Below are 21,979 nucleotides of genomic sequence, written 5' to 3'. Positions count from 1 at the left end.
ATGATTAGCCCTCTATTTATAAAAATAGAGGGCTAATCATTACATATCTTCTCTTTTCCAAAGAGGCCTCACATGAACAATCACTGTACGAATCACAGCTAAAATTGGAACCGATATTAGTAAACCTACAATCCCAGCTACCTCTCCTCCAACTAGTAAGGCAAGCATAATAATAACTGGATGCATACGAAGCGACTTACCAACGATGTAAGGCGATAAAATGTTACTTTCCAAAAATTGCAAAATGGCAATCGTAATCCCCGCCTTAATGAGTAAACTCGTTGATACCGTTGCTGCAATCATCAACGTCGGAATCGCCCCTAAAATAGGACCAAAGTACGGGATTATATCCGTTACCCCAATAATAATGCCGAGCAGCAATGGATATTTCATACCAATAAACCAAAAAGAAAGAACAGATACCCCTCCTAATACTAAGCAAACAAATAACTGTCCTCGAATATAACTTCCAAGTGACTTGTCAATTTCTTTCGCAAGCATCTGCCCCGTACTTCGCCATTTACTCGGGACCAGTTTCCAAAAGATATGATAAAACTCACCGTAGTCTTTTAATATGTAAAATACAATGAACGGTATTAAGAAAATAATGAGCAACGAATCAAGTACACCACGAGCTGTACTCATCACTTTATTTAAAAGCGCTTGAATCTTCGTTTCTACACCACCAAAAATTTGTTTCACCTTTTCATGAATAAATGACGGGAAGTTCGCTGTTTGTTCTGTAACACCATCCATCCAGGAATCATACATTTTAGTAAACTGCGGAAACTGTTCATTAATCTCTTGCAACTGCTTAATAACAACTGGCGTTCCTTTATAAATCCCATAACCAATCCCGCCAAAAAAAAGAATGTAAATGAGTAAAATCGCAAGCGTGCGAGGCATTCCCTCTTTATGAATTTTTTCAATTAAAGGATGCAATAAATAAGCAATAAAACACGCGATAAGAAAAGGCGTAATTGCCACTTTAAATACAAAAATAATCGGCGCCCATAGCGGCTTAATTTTTAAAAAAACGAGCAAGCAAAGAAAAACGAGTAACAATAATCCTAAACGATATATCCAAATGATTTTAAGATTCTTCACACGAAAAACCTCCTCCACCTTTATTTTGAAAATAAATAGGGTAGGTTATGTGCAAAACTTTTAAAATCTTTTCATACGGACAATACTGTTTTGTAAAGACGTACATATATTTAACATAACAAGGACAACCACCCCTGAGAATGCAACCTGGAACAATATAATCAGGAGGGCTAATTATGGTTTTGTTTATGCTCGTATTATCCGCACTTTTTATGATTCTTGAATGGGTTTGTATCGGGTTTGGTATTTGGAAAGGATTCTTTATTCGTTCCCCGCGAAAAGAAAGAGCGAAGCAATTATGGTATTACGGAATACTTGGCGTTGGATGCTACGGTCTATCTTATCTTTTCTCAGAAATCGGACTTTTATATTTGCATATGGGCACGTAAAAAAACTCCCTCAGCAATAAGGGAGTTTTTTACTTTATCGAAATGATTATAAATAAGACTTAATCATCTTACGCGCCTTTTTTATGTTGCGTTTTGAAAACACATCTTGCTTACGAGCATATTGATATGCTGCAGCCCCAACACTTAATGCGATTAATGAATTGCGTAGATTCAAAGTAAATCCCCCTTTTCGTTATCCGATTGTTCTTTCATTCTCATCAAATAAATCATCAAGAGAGCTTAATGAACCATCTTCCTCTACTTGATGCGTATGGATTTTCCCCTTTGAAACCGATAATTCGATATAACAATTCCAGCAATAAAATTGGTTGACACCTATTTTTCCAATGTCTTTCCCTTTGCAATTTGGACAACTGAGCATATGGCTTTCATCTCCTTACAGTCTCCCAGATTCTATTCGCCATTATGTCCAAACTGCATTCATTTATACATTGCTGAAGCCTTTCAACGTTATACGTTTGAAAGTGTCACTATATAATTTCACCTTGTTACATGAAATCATACGGTGAAATGTTTTCCACGTCCATTTCTTCGCCATTAACTGTTACCAGTTGTACTTCCCCTTGTGATTCTTGCAAGCGACTAGCTAAAGTCGTTTGACGCATTGCATCATCAAGGCGATTTACGCCAGATTTAAAAGCTGTTTCCTCCCCGCAAATAATAAGGAATTTTTTACTTCTTGTAATACCTGTATAAATTAAATTACGGCGTAACATACGGTAGTAGCTCTTTACAATCGGCATAATAACTATTGGGAATTCGCTACCTTGTGATTTATGAATCGAGCAACAATATGCATGCGTAATTTGATTTAAATCCGGCTTTGTATATGTTACTTCAATTCCGTCAAATGAAACGATGATCATATCTTGTTGCTCGACATTTTCTTTCGCATAAAACACTGAAACAATTTCTCCAATATCACCATTAAACACTTGGCTTTCCGGCTGATTGACTAATTGAAGTACTTTATCACCTCGCCGGTATACAACGTCACCGTAGGCAATTTCTTTGCTCTTTTCTTTTTTCGGATTAAACACTTCTTGAAGAGCTTCATTTAACACATTAATACCTGCTGGTCCGCGGTACATAGGTGCCAATACTTGTACATCTCTTGCACTAAAGCCTTTTGTCTTAGCATTTTCACAAACCTTTTTAACAACCTCAACAATTTGAGCCCCTGCACAACTGATAAATGAACGATCTTTTTTATTTTGTGCTAAATCTGGTGGGAGCGTCCCGTCTTTTATCGCATGGGCAAGCTGAATAACAGACGAACCTTCTGCCTGACGATAAATTTCTGTGAGTTTTACCGTTGGGATGGCACCTGCATTTAATAAATCTTTCAACACTTGTCCAGGTCCTACCGATGGTAATTGGTCTTCATCACCTACAACGATTACTTGGATGTTCGTCGGCAAGGACTTAAACAATTGATTTGCCAGCCAAATATCTACCATCGAAAACTCATCAATAATAAGGAGCTTCCCTTGGACAGGGTCTGTTTCATTTCGCTGGAAAGACCCTTCTGGCGTCCATCCAAGCAGACGATGAATTGTGCAAGCTGGAAGTCCTGTGGATTCACTCATTCGCTTCGCTGCTCTTCCTGTTGGAGCCGTTAATAGTATTGGAAATGGATTGTCATCACTATATTCATTTAGATTTAGTGATAATCCGTGCAACGACGCATACATTTCAACAATTCCTTTAATAACTGTTGTTTTCCCCGTTCCTGGTCCACCTGTTAATAACATCATCGGCTTATGAAGTGCAGTTTGAACTGCTTCTTGCTGAAGCGGTGCATACTGTACCTTTAGCTGTTCTTCAATTTCCCCTAATGTTTTTAACACTTCTGCTTCAGGGAATGCAGGGGTTTCTTCTTGATTCATAAGACGACGAATGGACTTTACAACGCCTTTTTCAGAGTAAAATAACGAAGCTAAATACACTCGCTCTTCTTCTATGATGACTTTCCCTTCACCTTGCATCATTTCAATGCAACCTATAATATCTTCCTCAGTCACTCTTCCTTCTTGATTGTTTAAAAGTGACATCGTTTCTCTTACAAGTTGATCTTTCCCCATGTAAACATGACCGAGTTGCAATGAAACATTCTCTAGCGTATAAAAACATCCCGCACGTACACGGTCATCATGATTGCCTGATATACCTAATGCACGTCCTATATCATCTGCTCTTCCAAAACCAATCCCATCGACTTCTTCAATAAGCTGATATGGATTATTACGGATCACTTCTAATGTCATTTCTTTATATTGCTGATAAATTTTAATAGAAAGCTTCGTCCCAAAGCCGTAACCATTTAAAAAGCTCATCACTTTCTCTAGCCCTTGATGCTCAATAATCGTCTCATATATTTCCTGCGCCTTTTGCTTGTTTACAACGCCATTTAACGCATCGGGATCATCCATAATTTTAGAAATAGCATGCTCACCAAGATGATCCACGATTTTTTCAGCTGTACGTTTTCCAATTCCTTTAAATAAATCGCTCGCTAAATATTGCACCATGCCCGCTTTCGTTTGCGGCAATTCTTTCTTAAACGTTTCAACTAAATATTGTTTCCCATACTTTGGGTGGTCTTTAAAGTGACCTGTTAATGTAAACACTTCATCTTCGTGCATACGGGGAAAGTGACCGTTTATCATCACTTTTTTTTCGTCATATGTTTCATTCGTTTCAATGATTTTCATACTGACAACGGAATAGAGGTTTTCTTCGTTGTGGAAAATGGTATGAAGAACTTGCGCTTTTATAAATTTTTTCTCTTCTTCAAACAAATCCATTGCATGTTGATTTCCCATCTTTCCTTTCCTCTCCTTTCCGATTTTTTCACTTTAATGAGCAGTACATCCCCCACCTCTTTAGATGAGGGATAACTACCCATTAAACTATATGTTCATCTTATTCAGCTTCTTGCTCTAATAAACGAATACCATTACCAGCTAAAAAGTGATCTGGCTGAATGTCAGTTGCTTTCTTAAATAAAGTGAGAGCTTTCTCGTTATTTTCTTCAAATACGTACGCAACACCTAAATTATAATATGCATCTGCATGCTCTTCATCCATTTCTAATACCTTTTCAAAATAAGGTTTCGCCTCTTGAATATGTTCTAGTCGCGCGAAGCAAAGTCCGCACTGGAATACAGCTTCTACATCGTTTTCATCTAATTCTGTTGCCCTTTGTAAAAACGGCAATGCCAGACGATCATTTCCAAGTTGTACATGTGTGATCCCTAGCATAAATGTTACATCAGCTGATTGTAATCCCGCTTGCATTGCTTGTTCAAATACAGCCTTTGCTTCTGTAAATTGCTCTTGACCGTAATATACATTTCCTAAGCCATAATAAGCAGCCGCAGATTTATCATCTAACTCTAATGCACGTTTATAAAATAAAATTGCTCGCTCACTATCACCTAATACATCTAATAAATTCGCAAAGTTAATGTAGCCAAGCGCATCTTTCGGATTTTCTTCGATTGCTTCTGTAAAATTTTTAGCTGCTTCTTCCCAGTTTCCTTCTTGCATATATTGAATACCTGTTTCAAGTTTGTTTGACATGTCCTTCACCTCTACAACAAATTATAACAAAGAATGTATTTTCCAAGCGAACGAAAATTCGCTTTATGTAAAAGAAACCTCTAACCGCTAATCGGCAGAGGCTTCTCTTATTATCCTAAATAATCTAATTTCTTACCACTACGGTATACTTCATCGATTGTAGCGCCGCCTAAACACTCATCTCCATCATAGAAAACAACTGCTTGTCCTGGTGTAATCGCACGAATTGGCTCATCACAAAGAATACGAACTGTATTTTCATCAACGATTTGAACCGTTACTTTATTGTCAGCTTGACGATAACGGAATTTCGCTGTGCATTTAAATTCTGTTTCTTTTGCTTTGTTACTTACCCATCCTACATTCGTAGCAATAACTTCATCACCATATAGGAGTTCGTTATGGAATCCTTGGTCAACATATAAAATGTTTTCTTTCAAGTTTTTCCCAACAGCGAACCACGGATCACCGTTACCACCAATACCAAGACCATGACGTTGGCCAATTGTATAGTACATTAAACCGTCATGTTTTCCTTTCACTTCACCAGATAATGTTTGCATTACACCTGGCTGAGCTGGTAAATAGTTACTTAAGAAATCTTTAAAGTTACGCTCACCAATGAAGCAAATACCAGTACTATCTTTTTTCGCCGCTGTTGCTAAACCAGCAGCTGTCGCCATTTCGCGAATTTGTGGTTTCTTTAATTCACCTAATGGGAACATTGTTTTTGATAATTGCTCTTGGCTTAATTGATTTAGGAAGTACGTTTGATCTTTGTTATCATCAACGCCGCGAAGCATTTTATATTCGCCGTCCATATAAGCAACACGTGCATAATGGCCTGTCGCTACATAATCAGCACCAAGCGCAATTGCATGCTCTAAAAATGCTTTAAATTTAATTTCTTTATTACACATTACATCTGGGTTTGGTGTACGACCAGCTCGGTACTCATCTAAGAAATACGTAAATACTTTATCCCAGTATTGTTTTTCAAAGTTTACTGCATAATACGGAATACCAATTTGGTTACACACTTCAATTACATCATTGTAATCTTCTGTCGCTGTGCAGACACCATTTTCATCTGTATCATCCCAGTTTTTCATAAAAATTCCGATTACATCATAACCTTGCTCTTTTAATAAAAGAGCTGCTACAGATGAATCGACGCCACCGGACATCCCGATGACAACGCGTGTTTCGTGAGGTAGTTTGTTCATCATGTCACCTCCCATGCTAATTTTGTGTTAATCGCTTCACGATTTTCACTGTTTCGTACGCCGCTTTTTCAATTTGCTCTTTCGTATTTCCAAGTCCGAAACTAAAGCGTACGGATGAACGTATTTGATCGGAGTCTTTTCCGAACATCGCAACTAATACATGTGATGGATCAATCGAACCAGCTGTACAAGCAGAACCACTTGATACTGCAATGCCAGCTAAGTCTAAGTTTACAAGAAACGGTTCAATGTTCATTCCTGTAAAACTTATATTCAACACATGTGGTAAGCGATATTCTAAGTTTCCGTTTACCTCGAAAGTAATGCCTTCATTTTTGAAGACAGATACCATTATATCTTTAAACTCTTCATATTGGGCATTTTTTTGCTCACGAGTTTTTTCAGCTAGTAAAATTGCATGTTGAAGTCCCACGATACTAGGTACATTTTCCGTACCAGCGCGGCGTTTTCTTTCTTGCTCTCCGCCTGTTACTAACGGTTCAAATTTTACATTTGTGCCTGCATATAGGAAGCCCACACCTTTTGGTCCGTTAATTTTATGAGCTGAAATTGATAATAAATCAATACCAAACTCTTTTACATCAATCTCCACTAGCCCGTAAGCTTGTACCGCATCTGTATGGAAATAAGCTTGATGCTCTTTTAGCAGCTTTCCTATTTCCGCAATTGATTGCATTGTCCCTACTTCATTGTTCCCAAACATAATGGATACAAGAATCGTTTCTTCTGTTAATGCCTTTTGTATGTCAGAAACTTGAACGCGCCCTGTTTCATCTACAGGTAAATATGTCACTTCAAATCCTTCACGTTCTAGCACTTCACATGTATGCAAAATCGCATGATGTTCAATTTGCGTTGTAATAATGTGGTTACCTTTATGACGATTCGCACGTGCTACACCTATAAGCGCTAAATTATCAGCTTCTGTACCACCGCTCGTAAATATAATTTCATTTGGGCTCGCGTGAATGCTACGTGCACAAACACGTCTCGCCTCATCTACTGCATGGCGCGATTGACGTCCATAAAAATGAATACTAGACGGATTTCCAAACGTTTCTGTCATATATGGAATCATCTTTTCGACCACTTCTGGGTGAGTCGGAGATGTCGCAGCATGATCTAAGTAAATGCGTTCCATTAAATCTCCTTCTTTCCAAATCGTTTCACAAGGAATTAAATGTAAAACATATAGCCCCCATGATTTTCTTCCTCATAACGTACTAAATCTTCTAAAGTTGTACTATCTAATACTTCTTGCACCGCATCACGAACACGCATCCATAATTGGCGTTGTGCAGGTTCTTCTTCCTCTATCATTTCTACCACACTAATTGGACCCTCTAGTACACGAATTACATCCCCAGCTGTAATGTTAGCCGGCTGATCAGATAATACATATCCGCCATATGCCCCGCGCGTACTCTTTACAAGACGAGCGTTACGAAGTGGTGAAATTAATTGCTCTAAGTAATGTTCTGATAAGTCATGTGCCTGTGCGATTGATTTTAACGAAATCGGTCCTTCACCAAACTTTTTTGCAAGATCGATCATAATTGTTAAGCCGTAGCGGCCTTTTGTTGAAATCTTCATCTATTTTGCACCTCTTTTCAAATTTTCACTTCTATTGGTTATATCTTATTTATCCCGCTATTTGCGGGCAGTAAAACTCCCACCTCAAAATTCGGCTGGAGCAAAGAAGTTAGGTGGGGGATGAACAAAACCCCCACTGATTAAAGTTTCACTTTATAAAAGAACACAATTTAAAATCCTATGAAATTATAGCATAATATAGTATTATAAGAAATTTCAACTTGTGTATCAAAATGATAACATAAAATCACATTGAAAAACTCGGGAATTATTACAATTGATAGAAAAATGAAAATATTAATATTCATTTTTCCCATAAAACAGCATCTTATTTCAAATTCCATTACAAAAAATGATACGATAGAGTGAGATTATACATTAAGGGAGAAGGTCAAAATGAAACAACCACTCGCACATCGAATGCGCCCTACGAATATTCAAGAAATTATCGGACAACAGCATTTAGTTGGTGAAGGAAAGATTTTATGGCGAATGGTCCAAGCAAATCATTTTCAATCGATGATTTTATACGGTCCTCCAGGCACAGGAAAAACATCGATTGCTAGCGCAATTGCAGGAAGTACTGGTACCCCGTTTCGCCTATTAAACGCTGTTACTCATAATAAAAAAGATATGGAAGTTGTCGTACAGGAAGCAAAAATGCATCGACACCTCGTTTTAATTTTAGATGAAGTCCACAGGCTAGATAAGGCGAAACAAGACTTTCTATTACCTCATTTAGAAAGTGGACTTCTTACTTTAATCGGAGCAACGACCAGTAATCCATTTCATGCGATAAACTCTGCTATTCGAAGTCGTTGTCAAATCTTCGAATTACACGCCTTAACAGAAGATGATATTTTAATTGGTTTAAAACGAGCTCTTGAAGATAAAGAAAAAGGGCTTGGGGAATATAATGTAACTGTTACGGATGAAGCATTACATCACTTTGCAAATGCGTCAGGCGGAGATATGCGTTCCGCTTATAACGCGCTTGAATTAGCTGTTTTGTCTAGCTTTACAACTGACGACAAAGCCGCAGAAATCACGCTAGAAATCGCTGAAGAGTGCTTACAAAAAAAGAGCTTCGTTCACAACAAAGGCGGGGATGCACATTATGACGTGTTATCAGCATTTCAAAAATCAGTGCGCGGAAGTGATGTAAATGCAGCGCTTCATTATTTAGCACGCCTTATTGAAGCCGGTGATTTACAAAGCATCGGTAGACGCCTTCTTATTATGGCATATGAAGATATCGGACTTGCTAGCCCGCAGGCTGGACCACGTACACTAGCCGCAATTGAATCTGCTGAACGAGTTGGTTTTCCAGAAGCACGCATACCACTTGCAAATGCCGTTATCGAGCTTTGCTTATCACCAAAATCAAATTCAGCTTATAAAGCGCTTGATGCTGCATTACACGATTTGCGCAACGGTCAAACAGGTGACATTCCAAGTCATTTAAAAGATAGTCATTATAAAGGCGCAGAATCATTAGGTAGAGGTATCGGATACTTATATCCACACGATCAGCCAAACGGCTGGGTACAACAACAGTACTTACCTGATAAAATAAAAAACAAACAATATTATAAACCGAAAACGACAGGAAAATTTGAACAAGCGCTTTCTACCGTGTATGAAAGATTACAAAGTTCGAATAAAACGAAAAATAAAGGGTAACCTAAGCGAAAACGTCACCATTATGGAGGCTTCGCTTATGAAAACACGTCAAGATGCATGGACAAAAGAAGACGATCTCCTTTTAGCAGAAACTGTTTTACGACATATCCGCAGCGGAAGTACACAAATAAAAGCATTCGATGAAGTTGGCGATACATTGAACCGAACTTCCGCAGCTTGCGGCTTTAGATGGAATGCTGAAGTAAGACAAAATTTTGAAAATGCAGTGCAACTTGCAAAAAAACAACGTAAAGAGTTAAAACGTTCTGAAGCTCACATAGAAAAAGAGCAGTTTACAAAAACTCGGCATCAGCTCGTAATTGATGCCGAGTTTTCAGAAGATATTCTGCCAAATAAACAGGTTCTTACAATGCAAAACGTCATCTCATTTTTGCAAAACTTGGAGCACAATCACCCTTCACTCGCAAAGTTAGAAACTGAAAATGACTTACTACAAGATCAGCTCACTTCCCTGCAAAAAGCGAATCATGAACTTGAAGTAAAATTAGCTGTTCTCACAAAAAAACAACAAGCAATCGAAGAAGATTATGCAATGCTAGTTAGAATTATGGATCGCGCTCGAAAACTTGTTTCGGTCGAAGAACAAGACGAACAAATTGCCCCCATTTTCAAAACAGATCAAAACGGGAATTTAGATATTATATATTCAGCAGAAAGCTAAAAAACAGGGATGTCACTTTTTCAACTTAGTGACATCCCTGTTTATTTCTTCGGCAAACAGCGCACCGATAAATGAAATTATATTAACGATTTTTCAAATATATCTATCACAACTCAAAATATATCAACGATTTTCCGAATATATCTATCACAACTCGAAATATATTAACGATTCGACATGGAATATCGATTTACCGATAAAAATTGCCATTAACAATATTTCTTTAAAACATACAAAAAGCATATACCCCAGGCGGATATATGCTTTCTTTTTTATTCTTGCCCTACACGCTTCACTTCTACGTTTTTAATACGTTCACGTACAACGTGACTCGCCATAATTAAACCAGCCACAGATGGTACGAATGCATTTGATGAAGGTGGTAATTTCGCTTTACGAATTTTTGCATTTTCGTCTGGTACGATTTCTTTACGCACTTCCTCACGAATTACGATTGGGTTTTCGTCAGAGAAGACAACTTTTACACCTTTTTTAATACCCTCTTTACGAAGCTTCGTACGAATTACTTTCGCAATTGGATCTGTATGTGTTTTAGAGATGTCCGCAATACGGAAACGAGTTGGGTCCATTTTATTTGCTGCACCCATACATGAGATAATTTTAATTTTACGACGTAAACATTGTTTAATTAAATGAATTTTGAACGTAATCGTATCAGATGCATCCACTACGAAATCCAAGCCGTGTTTAAAGAACTCTTCATATGTTTCATCTGTATAAAACATCTCTAATCCAATTACTTCACACTCTGGATTAATGTCTGCAATACGCTCTTTCATTAATTCTACTTTTGAACGTCCTACAGTAGATACTAACGCGTGAATTTGACGGTTTACGTTTGTAATATCTACAACGTCTTTATCAACTAATACAAGACGCCCCACACCAGAACGCGCTAACGCTTCTGCCGAAAACGACCCTACGCCGCCAATACCTAAAATACCGACTGTACTATTTTTTAATATTTCAAGGCCTTCTTTTCCAAAGGCTAATTCATTACGTGAAAATTGATGTAACATTCAGCTCTACACTCCTATTACAAAAATGGTCTACCATGTATTCTAGCGTTTTTCCGACTATTTGTATAGAAAAAGTTATAGAATTCCTAAAAATACATATTTCAAAATGAAAACATAGTGTACACCGGGCTTTTTTAACTTCCTCTTCAATATACGTTTAAAAAGGAGGATTCAGAGAACCGAGCAGATCGAGGCACGTACGCTAGGAGGGGCGCAGTGTAGGAGCACTACTCGAGCACCGGACTAGCGTACGTAACGATGAGATGCGACAGTNNACCGAGCAGATCGAGGCACGTACGCTAGGAGGAGCGCAGTGTAGGAGCAATACTCGAGCACCGGACTAGCGTACGTAACGATGAGATGCGACAGTTATCTGAACCGGACTTTTTAACTTCCTCTCAAAAAAAGTCTAGACGGCTATAGTATAACCATCTAGACTTTATTCTTACTTCTCTTCTTTCAAGCTCAATTTTAAGTTTAACTCTTCAAGCTGTGCTTCTGCAACTGGGCTTGGAGCTTCTGTTAATAAGCAGCTTGCGCTTGCTGTTTTTGGGAATGCAATTGTATCACGAAGGTTCGTACGACCTGCAAGTAACATAACAAGACGGTCTAAACCTAATGCGATACCGCCGTGTGGTGGTGTTCCGTATTCGAATGCTTCTAATAAGAATCCGAATTGCTCTTGCGCTTCTTCTTGTGAGAATCCAAGTGCTTTGAACATTTTTTCTTGTACGTCACGCTCGTAAATACGAAGTGATCCACCACCAAGCTCATAACCGTTTAATACAAGGTCATATGCTTGCGCACGTGCTTTTTCTGGTGCTGTTTCTAATAGTTCAACATCTTCACGGAATGGCATTGTGAATGGATGGTGAGCTGCGAAATAACGATCTGCATCTTCATCGTACTCAAGAAGTGGCCAATCAGTTACCCATAGGAAGTTAAATTTACTTTCGTCAATTAACTCAAGTTCTTTACCTAGGCGTAAACGAAGTGCACCTAAGCTGTCTGCAACAATGCTCTTCTTATCTGCTACGAATAGTAATAAGTCGCCAGCACTTGCTTCTAATGTACTCATTAACACGTTTGCATCTTCTTCACCGAAGAATTTCGCAATCGGTCCTTTTAGGCCGTCTTCTTCAACTTTAAGCCAAGCTAGACCTTTTGCACCGTATACTTTTACGAATTCAGTTAATGCATCGATGTCTTTACGAGAGTATTTGCTCGCAGCACCTTTTGCATTAATTGCTTTTACTTGTCCGCCGCTTTCTACAGCACTTGTAAATACTTTAAAGCCACAACCTACTGCAAATTCAGATAGGTCTGTTAGTTCCATTTCAAAGCGTGTATCTGGCTTATCAGAACCATAGCGAGCCATCGCATCAGCATATTTCATACGAGGGAATGGTGCACTAACTTCTACACCTTTCGCATCCTTCATAACTTTCGTCATCATGCGCTCCATCATTTCTAAAATTTCATCTTGCGTTAAGAATGATGCCTCGATATCGATTTGCGTGAATTCTGGTTGACGATCCGCACGTAAATCTTCGTCACGGAAACAACGTGCTACTTGATAGTAACGCTCAAATCCGCCGACCATAAGAAGCTGTTTAAATAGCTGTGGAGACTGTGGTAATGCATAGAATTCACCATCATGCACACGACTTGGTACTAAATAGTCACGAGCTCCTTCTGGCGTGCTCTTCGTTAAAATTGGTGTTTCAACTTCTAAGAAATCTTCTGTATCTAAGAAGTTACGAATTGTTTTTGTTACGTCGTGACGCATTTTGAATGTGTTGAACATTACAGGACGACGTAAGTCTAAGTAACGATATTTTAAACGTACATCTTCTGATGCATCTGTATCATCAGAGATAATGATTGGCGTTGTTTTCGCTGCATTTAATACATTTACCTTCGTTGCTTGTACTTCAATACGGCCAGTTGCCATATTGTCATTAATTGCACCTTCCCCACGCTCAACAACTGTACCTTCTACGTGTAATACGTATTCGCTACGAATTGTCTCTGCTACTTCTAGTGCTTCTTTTGATGTTTCTGGGTTAAATACAACTTGTACGATACCTGTACGGTCACGTAAGTCAATAAAGATTAATCCACCTAAGTCACGGCGTTTTTGTACCCAACCTTTTAATTGAACTGTTTGTCCAACTGCTTCTACTGTTACTTTTCCACATGCATGTGTTCTTTCAGCCACTGTAAGTTCCCCCTATATTAATTTCTCTGCTACGTATGAAGCAAATACATCTAATGCTACTTCTTCTTGTCCACCTGTTGCCATATCTTTTAAGTTAATGACACCTTTGTCTAGCTCATCTTCCCCTAATACAGCTACAAATTTCGCATTTAAACGATCTGCTGATTTAAATTGTGCTTTCATTTTGCGATCTAAATAATCTTTTTCAACTGATAAGCCAGCTTTACGAAGATCGAACGCAACTTTTGCAGCATGGTCTTTCGCTTTTTCACCAAGAGCTACAACGTAACAATCAATACTATGTTCAATTGGCAACTCAATGTTTTCAGCTTTTAGCGCCATAATTAAACGCTCAATACTCATTGCAAAACCGATACCTGGCATTTCCGGTCCACCGATTTCTTGTACAAGTCCGTTATAACGGCCACCACCACTTAATGTAGTGATAGCACCGAAACCTTCTGCCTCACTCATAATTTCAAATACAGTGTGTTGATAGTAGTCTAAACCACGTACTAAGTTTGGATCTTTTTCAAATGGAACATCCATCATCGTTAATAGTTCTTGTACTTTGTCGTAGTATACTGCTGAATCTTCATTTAAGTATTCTGTAATAGATGGTGCTGTACCCATTAATTCATGGTTACGGTCCTTCTTACAGTCTAAAATACGAAGAGGATTCTTTTCTAAGCGAGATTGACAGTCAGAACAGAACTCACCGATACGTGGCTCAAAATGAGCAATTAATGCATCACGGTGCGCTTGACGGCTCGCTGCATCACCTAAGCTGTTTAATACAACTTTAATATTTTTTAAGCCCATGCCGCGGTAAAACTCGACAGCAAGTGCAATTACTTCTGCATCAATTGCAGGGTCGTTACTTCCGATTGCTTCAATACCGAATTGTACGAATTGACGATAGCGACCTGCTTGTGGTCTTTCGTAACGGAACATTTGACCGATATAGTATAATTTTGTTGGCTGTGTTGCGTCACCGAACATTTTGTTTTCAACGTAAGAACGTACAACAGGTGCAGTACCTTCTGGACGTAGTGTTAAACTACGCTCTCCACGGTCTTGGAATGAGTACATTTCTTTTTGTACGATATCTGTCGTATCACCAACACCGCGTAAAAATAGCTCAGTGTGTTCAAAAATTGGTGTGCGAATTTCTTTATAATTGTAACGACGGCAAATTTCGCGCGCTTGCCCTTCGATATACTGCCATAACTCAACGCTACCCGGAAGAATATCTTGCGTTCCGCGTGGGATTTGAATAGACATATTCAGTTCCTCCTCAAATTGTTTTAATCTTAATAAAAATAAAAAAACTCCCGCCTCTACTGTTTGAACAGTAGGGACGAGAGTATTATACCCGTGGTGCCACCCTAATTGAAGCACGTATGCTTCCACTTTTTTAATAACGCTTAAATGTGCGTTCATCCCTACTAAGCATATATGCCGTTCAAGTTGAAACCTCTAGAGTGTCATTCAATCAGTCATCATGTAGAAATGTTTTCAGCCTAAGACATTTCTTCTCTTTCCATGTGTATCTCATTTACTCTTCTCTATCAACGGTTCTATTCATATGTAAATATAAAATTACTATACGTTTGTTCAGTAGGATTGTCAAGTGCTCTAAGAGCGCTCCATTTGCTTCTTTAGGCGCTTTACATCTTGTAGCGAAATGCCAAATTCAGAAGCAAGCTCCATTGAAGTATTGTTTTGTTCTTTCGAAATAAAATCATGTAAATTAACATTAAACAGTTGATTTGCACCATTTGTAACAGAATGCCCTTTTTCATTCATACGCATACGTATATCCCTCACATTCAATATGGATGTTTTACTTTTTATTGTTCCATATTGATGAGAGAGTTATACGTAAAAACGAATAACGTTATTCCATAACGCTCTTATATAAGTAATTAGCTCTTTGAATCATAAAGAATGTTACAACCATCGCTGCCATTACAAATACTACCCAAGTACCATAACTTAACACTGCGAAAGTAACTCCTAATGCATGTAAAAGAATAGCTAAGCTAAATCGCAATAAAAATTTTAAATCTTTAAAGACTGACCAATTCATATACTATCTCCCCTTATCACACATACATTCAAATATTTTTACCATTTTTTTCATGATACTATATAATTAATAACCCGAGCTATTGATTCCAAACAAACATTAGCATTCGATTTACAACAATAATAATAGCCAGTCCACTCGCCAGCATAGGATGCTTCAAATGATACAACGCTGCAACACCTGTTCCAAATACGATAATTTCTAAAAGTACATGTAATATACCCTGTACTTCACATTCTGCGTGCGGCGCTCCAAATAGCGCCCATATGACAGCAACAATAATTGGAAGAATAATCGCAAGTATAATTTTTATAGCCGTTATTGTTCCTACTCGAAATCCCCAGTATCCAACAATCCCAAGAACACATAACTCTAGCATAAAACGTAAAGCTATATTAAATTCTTGAAGCATGCTACACCTACTTTTCCTTTTATTCCCCTTCAAAATTATCCTATATTAAATGAACGAAACATACAACAATGTATAAAAAAGAGAGGATTATATAATCCTCTCTTTTTGGGCAACACTATTTACTTTCCACAATTAAGGTCACCGGACCATCATTGATTAAAGAAACGTCCATCATCGCTCCGAACTTCCCTGTTTCGACATGCAACCCTTGTTTACGGACCTCTTCATTGAAGAAATCGTATAAACGCTCTGCATAGTCAGGTTTCGCAGCATCCATAAAGTTTGGACGTCTTCCTTTACGGCAATCTCCGTATAATGTGAATTGCGAAATAGATAGAACTTGTCCTTCTACATCAAGTACAGAGTGGTTCATCTTTCCGCTCTCATCTTCAAAAATACGTAAGTTTGCAATTTTTTCTGCAATGTAAGTTGCATCTTTTTCTGTATCTTCATGCGTAATGCCAACTAGTAATGTTAAACCGAATGGAATTTGTCCTACAATCTCACCATCTACTGTGACGGACGCTTCCTTTGATCGTTGTAAAACAACTCTCATTTTTTCTACACTCCCTATTAATGCATCATGCGTCGTACTGCATAAATTTCTGGAACACGCTTAATGCGCTCTACTACTTTTTTCAAGTGCTGTAAATTTCGAATAGAGATCGACATATTAATTGTCGCCATCTTATTACGGTCACTTCTACCAGAAACAGCTGAAATGTACGTTTTCGTCTCTGTAACAGCTTGCAGTACTTCATTTAATAAACCACGGCGATCGTAACCTGAAATTTCAATATCAACGTTATATTCAATTTCTTTTTCAGGACTACCTTCCCACTCTACTTCTAATAAACGCTCTACAGCTTCTTCTGTATGAACATTAACGCAATCACGACGGTGAATCGATACGCCTCGGCCCTTCGTAATATACCCAACGATATCATCGCCTGGAACTGGGTTACAGCATTTTGATAAACGAATTAATAAATTATCCGCACCACTTACTTTAACGCCAGAATCCCATTTTCGAATTTTCATCGGTTTACGAACTTCTTTAACTTCGACGATTTCTTCTTCTTCACGTTGCTTACGGAACTTGTCCGTTAATCTCGTAACAATTTGCGAAGCTGTAATTCCACTATATCCAACTGCTGCAAACATATCTTCTTCATTTGCAAAGTTAAATTTCTCAGCGACACGTTTTAAATTATCAGGAGCTAATACTTCTTTCATCTCATACTCTAAGCCACGTACTTCTTTTTCAACAAGCTCACGGCCTTTTTCAATATTTTCATCTCTACGTTGCTTCTTAAAGAATTGACGTATTTTATTTTTTGCATGAGATGTTTGAGCAAGCTTTACCCAATCTTGACTTGGGCCATACGAATGTTTCGATGTTAAAATTTCAATGATGTCACCAGTTTTTAATTTATAATCAAGTGTCACCATTTTCCCATTTACTTTTGCACCAATTGTTTTGTTTCCAATTTCCGAATGGACACGATACGCAAAATCAATTGGGACAGAGCCAAGAGGTAATTCCATTACATCGCCTTTCGGTGTAAAGACAAACACCATATCAGAGAATAAATCAATTTTTAATGACTCCATAAACTCTTCTGCATTAGAAGCTTCATTTTGCCATTCTAATATTTGACGGAACCATGTTAGTTTCTTCTCTAATGTACCCGTTGTTTCTGCTGTTTTTCCTTCTTTGTACGCCCAGTGTGCCGCGATCCCGAATTCTGCAATTTCGTGCATTTCTTTCGTACGAATTTGCACTTCTAGCGGGTCACCTTTCGGCCCAATTACAGTCGTATGAAGAGATTGATATAGATTCGCTTTTGGCATTGCAATATAATCTTTAAAACGACCTGGCATTGGCTTCCAGCACGTATGGATAATCCCAAGTACTGCATAACAATCTTTAATGCTATTTACAACGACACGTACAGCTAATAAATCGTAAATTTCATTAAACTGTTTGTTTTGCAGTGCCATCTTACGATAAATACTGTAAATATGCTTTGGTCTTCCAGAAATCTCAGGTTGAATTGCAACTTCTTTTAATTTCTCACGAATGCCAGTCATTACTTCATCTAAATATTCTTCACGCTCTGCACGCTTACGCTTCATTAAATTCACAATACGATAATATTGCTGTGGGTTTAAATAGCGAAGTGACGTATCCTCTAGCTCCCATTTAATAGTACTAATTCCGAGTCTATGTGCTAAAGGTGCAAAAATTTCTAACGTTTCATTTGCAATGCGTCGCTGCTTCTCTTGAGGTAAATGTTTCAATGTACGCATGTTATGAAGACGATCAGCTAGTTTAATTAAAATAACTCGAATATCTTGAGCCATTGCGATAAACATTTTGCGATGGTTTTCTGCTTGTTGTTGCTCATGAGATTTATATTTAATCTTTCCAAGCTTTGTAACACCATCGACAAGCATAGCAATTTCTTTGTTAAATTCCCGTTCAATATCTTCTAATGTAATTTCCGTATCTTCCACTACATCATGCAAGAAACCTGCCGATACCGTAGCCGGATCCATGTGTAAATCAACTAAAATACCTGCAACTTGAATTGGGTGAATAATATATGGTTCACCCGATTTTCTATATTGTTCGCTATGTGCATCGCGCGCATATTCATAGGCACGTGCCACTAGCTCAATATCTTCATCCGCTAAATATTGACTTGCTTTCTCGAGTACCTGTTCAGCTGTTAGTACCTGCTCATTTGCCATCGAATCACCTTTTATTGAAAATTGACTTTATCTTTATTAAGTAGAATAAATTATATTCTATCATTATAACCCAATGATTGTGAATTGTGAAAAGGAAAAGATTTTACTGACATTTCACCATATTTTTTTGTTCAATTATACAAAAGTACCCGCTCCTCTCCAAGAGATTCACGGGTACTTTTTATCACCGTAGTTTTACCTATATAGTGATTAGTATTTTTCTAATACTAATACATCGTAACCATCTAACATTTTACGACCATCTAAGTAAGTAAGCTCTACTAAGAATGCAATTCCTGCTACAACTCCGCCAAGTTCTTCAACTAGCTTAATTGTCGCTTCAATCGTTCCGCCTGTAGCTAACAGATCATCTGTAATTAATACGCGTTGACCTGGCTTAATTGCATCTTTATGGATTGTTAAAACATCTTTACCATATTCTTTACCGTAGTCAACTGTAATTACTTCACGTGGTAATTTCCCTAATTTACGAACTGGTGCAAAACCTACTTCTAATGCATAAGAAACCGGGCAACCGATAATAAAACCACGTGCTTCTGGTCCTACTACAACGTCAATATCTCTTTCTTTTGCATATTCAACGATTGCATCTGTTGCTGCTTTGTATGCTTTACCGTCGTTCATTAAAGGTGTAATGTCTTTAAACACGATACCTTCTTTTGGATAATCCGGTACAATTGCGATATGTTGCTTGAAATCCATATTTCTGAATCCTCCTCAGATATAAAAGGTTTGTAAATACAAATCCTTTACCCTAACTGTTCTACTTATTTATGATTACGAATCGTTTCAAACCATGTATATAGTTGCTGATATGTGCTATAAACCAATTCTTTTTCTAATTGTAAGTGGTTCATTTTCTCACGATATGTGTTCGATTCAATTAAATCACGCTTTTGTTTTTGTTCGGCCATAAAAATGACACCGTCTTTTATTGTAACAAATTCTAACTCAAAAAACACCTGTGTCATGAAATTTACTGTATCTTTCGACCAACCTTTATGACGACATAGTTGTTCACCATATTGTCTTAAAGAAAATGGTGCTTTTTGGTTCAAGAAAGAATAGTACCATTTAAAGTGTTCTCTCGTTGGGACTGTACTAAATAAATGATTATTCTCTTGATAAAAGAGCGTGTACATTCGAGATGGGAACCCTACTTTAAATACATCACGTAACTCATCTGTTCCTTTCGGCAAATCGAGTAACACAATGTATTGATTATCTAAATGTGTTACATCTGATGCATGCATGATATGCTCTTTATATTCTTCTAAAGAAAATTTATTCAATACCTCTTCAGAAAAATACACCATCGTTATTTTATCTTTCGGAAGTTCTGCTAAATTCGCTTCTACATTGCGCATACTACGCCAATCAAATAATTGCCATGCCTCTACAGCAATATCTTGTACCATTAATTGTGGCTTTTTAAAATTATTCCATTCATTAATGGAGGCTTCTCCTATTACAGATACCTTTGCAACTGGGGAAATCTCTTTTGCATACGCACCAAATCCGAATCCAATTGTGTCTAGCGTTGCTTGCCCATCACGAAGAGCCATTTTCAAATGAGAACCGTCTGATCCGATTGCACGAATACTTTCTAACTCAGCATCTTTCACTGCAATACGCGGTTTCGGGTTTCCAACACCAAATGGCGCTAACTTTTGCATATCTTCAATTGCTGTCAGTGTTACATCTTCCACTTTACAAAATGCATCCACCGCTGTAATTGGAATAAAATCTTCTTCTGTTAAAATTGCATCCGCTTGCTCATTTAAGCGGCGGCGTAATTCATCTACATCATTCATATGTAGCGTCATACCCGCTGCCATTGGATGTCCCCCGAAGTGTGGTAATAACTCTCTACAATCGGACAAATTCGCAAATAAATCAAATCCTGCAATACTACGTGCTGAACCTTTTGCTGTTTCTTTTACAGGATCAATACTTAATACAATTGTCGGTCGATAAAAACGTTCAACTAATTTAGAAGCGACAATTCCAATTACACCTGGATTCCAACCTTCTTTTGCAAGCACTAACACTTTGTTTTTTTCTGGTGGGAATTTATTTTCAACTTCAGCAATAGCTTCTTCTGTAATTTGCTTTACAATATCTTTTCGTAGTTTGTTCAGCTCATCAATTTCTTCAGCCAGCTCTTTCGCTTCCTCTGGGTCATCTGATAATAAAAGGTGTACAGCAGGTGTTGCATCTTCCAAACGCCCAACTGCATTAATACGAGGTGCAAGCGAGAAACCAATGCTCTCTTCAGTAATTTCACTTTGCGAAACGTTAGCAACTTTAAACAATGCCTTTAAACCGATATTTCTCGTCATACGCATATGCTTTAAACCAAGCTTCACAAGTAATCTATTTTCACCATGAAGCGATACTAAATCAGCTACTGTACCGATTACTGCTATTTCTAATAAATGTTCTGGCACGCGGCCTAGTAGTGCATGCGCAACTTTAAAAGCAACACCTACACCAGCTAAATAGTGAAATGGATACACACCGCCATCTAGTTTCGGATGAATAATCGCAAGTGCTTCTGGTAATTCTGGCGGCGGCTCGTGGTGATCTGTAATTATAAGATCTATGCCAAGTTCCTTCGCTACCTTCGCTTCATGTACCGCTGCGATACCAGTATCGACAGTAATAATGAGTGAGAACCCTGCACTATGTGCCCAGCGAAACGCTTCTTCATTTGGTCCATAACCTTCTGTAAAACGGTTCGGAATATAAAATTCTACATCTGCACCTAATTCTTGCAGAGCAAGATATAAAACCGTTGTACTACTTACTCCGTCCGCATCATAATCACCAAATATTAATATTTGCTCTCCATTTTGAATCGCCTTATTTACACGTTCTACTGTTCTGTCCATTCCTTCTAATAAAAATGGATCGTGGAATTCTTGATTTTCTGTATTTAAAAAATCTAAAATCTTATCTTCTGTATCTAGTCCTCTACCGAGGAATAACGAAACGACAAGTGGCGATAATTGCAATTTGCTTGCTAATTCACTTACTCGCTCTTCATTATATTCTTTTTCTTTCCAACGCGTCTTCGGTTGTAACACGAAATCACCCCTTAACCTGTTTATTATACAAGACAGATTA

General features: G+C 37.9%; 21 protein-coding genes and 1 other annotated feature. Of the genes, 3 read left to right on the top strand and 18 right to left on the bottom strand.

Annotation, left to right across the window (positions count from 1 at the left end):
- Positions 1-39: 39 nt before the first annotated feature.
- Positions 40-1,107, bottom strand: a complete 1,068-nt coding sequence (locus tag COC96_RS15900; protein WP_098268186.1) for an AI-2E family transporter — start codon at positions 1,105-1,107, stop codon at positions 40-42.
- 176 nt (positions 1,108-1,283) lie between these two features.
- Between COC96_RS15900 and COC96_RS15895 the strand changes: the two genes are divergently transcribed.
- Positions 1,284-1,496, top strand: coding sequence for a hypothetical protein (locus tag COC96_RS15895; protein WP_098769043.1), 213 nt, complete (start codon positions 1,284-1,286; stop codon positions 1,494-1,496).
- A 46-nt stretch (positions 1,497-1,542) separates the two neighbouring features.
- Here COC96_RS15895 and COC96_RS15890 read toward each other — a convergent pair whose 3' ends face one another.
- The 7 genes from COC96_RS15890 to cymR form a co-directional block, all read right to left on the bottom strand.
- Positions 1,543-1,671: a YrzQ family protein gene (locus tag COC96_RS15890; protein ID WP_098268188.1), complete on the bottom strand. Its 129-nt coding sequence runs from the start codon at positions 1,669-1,671 to the stop codon at positions 1,543-1,545.
- 18 nt (positions 1,672-1,689) lie between these two features.
- Complete coding sequence (locus tag COC96_RS15885; RefSeq protein WP_000947445.1) at positions 1,690-1,878, bottom strand: hypothetical protein; 189 nt, start codon at positions 1,876-1,878, stop codon at positions 1,690-1,692.
- 127 nt (positions 1,879-2,005) lie between these two features.
- Positions 2,006-4,342 (bottom strand): SF1B family DNA helicase RecD2, encoded by a 2,337-nt coding sequence (gene recD2, locus COC96_RS15880; RefSeq protein ID WP_097905205.1) that lies wholly within the window; start codon positions 4,340-4,342, stop codon positions 2,006-2,008.
- Between the two features lie 100 nt (positions 4,343-4,442).
- Positions 4,443-5,102, bottom strand: a complete 660-nt coding sequence (locus COC96_RS15875) for a tetratricopeptide repeat protein (RefSeq protein ID WP_098268190.1) — start codon at positions 5,100-5,102, stop codon at positions 4,443-4,445.
- A 110-nt stretch (positions 5,103-5,212) separates the two neighbouring features.
- On the bottom strand, positions 5,213-6,328 hold the full coding sequence (gene mnmA, locus COC96_RS15870) for a tRNA 2-thiouridine(34) synthase MnmA (RefSeq protein WP_098769042.1): 1,116 nt from the start codon (positions 6,326-6,328) through the stop codon (positions 5,213-5,215).
- Positions 6,329-6,344: 16 nt separating this feature from the next.
- On the bottom strand, positions 6,345-7,490 hold the full coding sequence (locus tag COC96_RS15865; protein ID WP_098769041.1) for a cysteine desulfurase family protein: 1,146 nt from the start codon (positions 7,488-7,490) through the stop codon (positions 6,345-6,347).
- A gap of 35 nt (positions 7,491-7,525) precedes the next feature.
- Entirely contained in the window at positions 7,526-7,942 is a 417-nt protein-coding gene (gene cymR / locus COC96_RS15860; RefSeq protein ID WP_000704116.1) for a cysteine metabolism transcriptional regulator CymR, read from the bottom strand.
- 396 nt (positions 7,943-8,338) lie between these two features.
- Here cymR and COC96_RS15855 point away from each other — a divergent pair, with 396 nt between their 5' ends.
- Together COC96_RS15855 and COC96_RS15850 are read left to right on the top strand one after the other, a co-directional pair.
- A complete protein-coding gene (locus COC96_RS15855) occupies positions 8,339-9,625 on the top strand; it encodes a replication-associated recombination protein A (RefSeq protein ID WP_098769040.1) in 1,287 nt (428 codons plus the stop codon).
- Positions 9,626-9,662: 37 nt separating this feature from the next.
- Positions 9,663-10,307 carry an RsfA family transcriptional regulator gene (locus tag COC96_RS15850; protein ID WP_098769039.1) on the top strand — a complete coding sequence of 215 codons (645 nt, stop codon included), beginning with the start codon at positions 9,663-9,665 and terminating at the stop codon, positions 10,305-10,307.
- A 272-nt stretch (positions 10,308-10,579) separates the two neighbouring features.
- Here COC96_RS15850 and COC96_RS15840 read toward each other — a convergent pair whose 3' ends face one another.
- The 10 genes from COC96_RS15840 to recJ all read right to left on the bottom strand — a co-directional run bounded on the left by COC96_RS15840 (position 10,580) and on the right by recJ (position 21,939).
- On the bottom strand, positions 10,580-11,347 hold the full coding sequence (locus COC96_RS15840) for a tRNA threonylcarbamoyladenosine dehydratase (RefSeq protein WP_000903182.1): 768 nt from the start codon (positions 11,345-11,347) through the stop codon (positions 10,580-10,582).
- Between the two features lie 445 nt (positions 11,348-11,792).
- A complete protein-coding gene (aspS, locus tag COC96_RS15835) occupies positions 11,793-13,568 on the bottom strand; it encodes an aspartate--tRNA ligase (protein WP_098769038.1) in 1,776 nt (591 codons plus the stop codon).
- 12 nt (positions 13,569-13,580) lie between these two features.
- Positions 13,581-14,852: a histidine--tRNA ligase gene (hisS, locus tag COC96_RS15830; protein ID WP_098268216.1), complete on the bottom strand. Its 1,272-nt coding sequence runs from the start codon at positions 14,850-14,852 to the stop codon at positions 13,581-13,583.
- 69 nt (positions 14,853-14,921) lie between these two features.
- Positions 14,922-15,152: a binding site (T-box leader), on the bottom strand.
- Between the two features lie 54 nt (positions 15,153-15,206).
- A complete protein-coding gene (locus tag COC96_RS27590) occupies positions 15,207-15,383 on the bottom strand; it encodes a hypothetical protein (protein WP_088230665.1) in 177 nt (58 codons plus the stop codon).
- 85 nt (positions 15,384-15,468) lie between these two features.
- A complete protein-coding gene (locus COC96_RS15820; RefSeq protein WP_098252958.1) occupies positions 15,469-15,660 on the bottom strand; it encodes a damage-inducible protein DinB in 192 nt (63 codons plus the stop codon).
- Positions 15,661-15,739: 79 nt separating this feature from the next.
- Entirely contained in the window at positions 15,740-16,072 is a 333-nt protein-coding gene (locus COC96_RS15815) for a YrdB family protein (RefSeq protein ID WP_098252957.1), read from the bottom strand.
- A 115-nt stretch (positions 16,073-16,187) separates the two neighbouring features.
- Positions 16,188-16,628 (bottom strand): D-tyrosyl-tRNA(Tyr) deacylase, encoded by a 441-nt coding sequence (locus COC96_RS15810; protein ID WP_001266956.1) that lies wholly within the window; start codon positions 16,626-16,628, stop codon positions 16,188-16,190.
- Positions 16,629-16,645: 17 nt separating this feature from the next.
- Positions 16,646-18,829: a GTP diphosphokinase gene (gene relA / locus COC96_RS15805; protein WP_001262795.1), complete on the bottom strand. Its 2,184-nt coding sequence runs from the start codon at positions 18,827-18,829 to the stop codon at positions 16,646-16,648.
- Between the two features lie 210 nt (positions 18,830-19,039).
- Entirely contained in the window at positions 19,040-19,552 is a 513-nt protein-coding gene (locus COC96_RS15800; RefSeq protein WP_000346215.1) for an adenine phosphoribosyltransferase, read from the bottom strand.
- A 65-nt stretch (positions 19,553-19,617) separates the two neighbouring features.
- On the bottom strand, positions 19,618-21,939 hold the full coding sequence (recJ, locus tag COC96_RS15795; protein ID WP_098769037.1) for a single-stranded-DNA-specific exonuclease RecJ: 2,322 nt from the start codon (positions 21,937-21,939) through the stop codon (positions 19,618-19,620).
- Positions 21,940-21,979: the final 40 nt, after the last annotated feature.

Source organism: Bacillus cereus (assembly GCF_002577405.1).
Taxonomy (GTDB): domain Bacteria; phylum Bacillota; class Bacilli; order Bacillales; family Bacillaceae_G; genus Bacillus_A; species Bacillus_A cereus_AU.
This window is presented reverse-complemented; position numbering and strand designations above follow the sequence as displayed.

Excerpts from the sequence above, each read along its gene's own strand:
- COC96_RS15810 (WP_001266956.1), bottom strand. The coding sequence starts at position 16,628 with ATGAGAGTTGTTTTACAACGATCAAAGGAAGCGTCCGTCACAGTAGAT.
- recD2 (WP_097905205.1), bottom strand. The coding sequence starts at position 4,342 with ATGGGAAATCAACATGCAATGGATTTGTTTGAAGAAGAGAAAAAATTT.
- mnmA (WP_098769042.1), bottom strand. The coding sequence starts at position 6,328 with ATGAACAAACTACCTCACGAAACACGCGTTGTCATCGGGATGTCCGGT.
- COC96_RS15875 (WP_098268190.1), bottom strand. The coding sequence starts at position 5,102 with ATGTCAAACAAACTTGAAACAGGTATTCAATATATGCAAGAAGGAAAC.
- COC96_RS15850 (WP_098769039.1), top strand. The coding sequence starts at position 9,663 with ATGAAAACACGTCAAGATGCATGGACAAAAGAAGACGATCTCCTTTTA.
- COC96_RS27590 (WP_088230665.1), bottom strand. The coding sequence starts at position 15,383 with ATGCGTATGAATGAAAAAGGGCATTCTGTTACAAATGGTGCAAATCAA.
- COC96_RS15895 (WP_098769043.1), top strand. The coding sequence starts at position 1,284 with ATGGTTTTGTTTATGCTCGTATTATCCGCACTTTTTATGATTCTTGAA.
- COC96_RS15840 (WP_000903182.1), bottom strand. The coding sequence starts at position 11,347 with ATGTTACATCAATTTTCACGTAATGAATTAGCCTTTGGAAAAGAAGGC.
- cymR (WP_000704116.1), bottom strand. The coding sequence starts at position 7,942 with ATGAAGATTTCAACAAAAGGCCGCTACGGCTTAACAATTATGATCGAT.
- COC96_RS15885 (WP_000947445.1), bottom strand. The coding sequence starts at position 1,878 with ATGCTCAGTTGTCCAAATTGCAAAGGGAAAGACATTGGAAAAATAGGT.
- relA (WP_001262795.1), bottom strand. The coding sequence starts at position 18,829 with ATGGCAAATGAGCAGGTACTAACAGCTGAACAGGTACTCGAGAAAGCA.
- COC96_RS15820 (WP_098252958.1), bottom strand. The coding sequence starts at position 15,660 with ATGAATTGGTCAGTCTTTAAAGATTTAAAATTTTTATTGCGATTTAGC.
- COC96_RS15855 (WP_098769040.1), top strand. The coding sequence starts at position 8,339 with ATGAAACAACCACTCGCACATCGAATGCGCCCTACGAATATTCAAGAA.
- COC96_RS15800 (WP_000346215.1), bottom strand. The coding sequence starts at position 19,552 with ATGGATTTCAAGCAACATATCGCAATTGTACCGGATTATCCAAAAGAA.
- COC96_RS15865 (WP_098769041.1), bottom strand. The coding sequence starts at position 7,490 with ATGGAACGCATTTACTTAGATCATGCTGCGACATCTCCGACTCACCCA.
- hisS (WP_098268216.1), bottom strand. The coding sequence starts at position 14,852 with ATGTCTATTCAAATCCCACGCGGAACGCAAGATATTCTTCCGGGTAGC.
- COC96_RS15815 (WP_098252957.1), bottom strand. The coding sequence starts at position 16,072 with ATGCTTCAAGAATTTAATATAGCTTTACGTTTTATGCTAGAGTTATGT.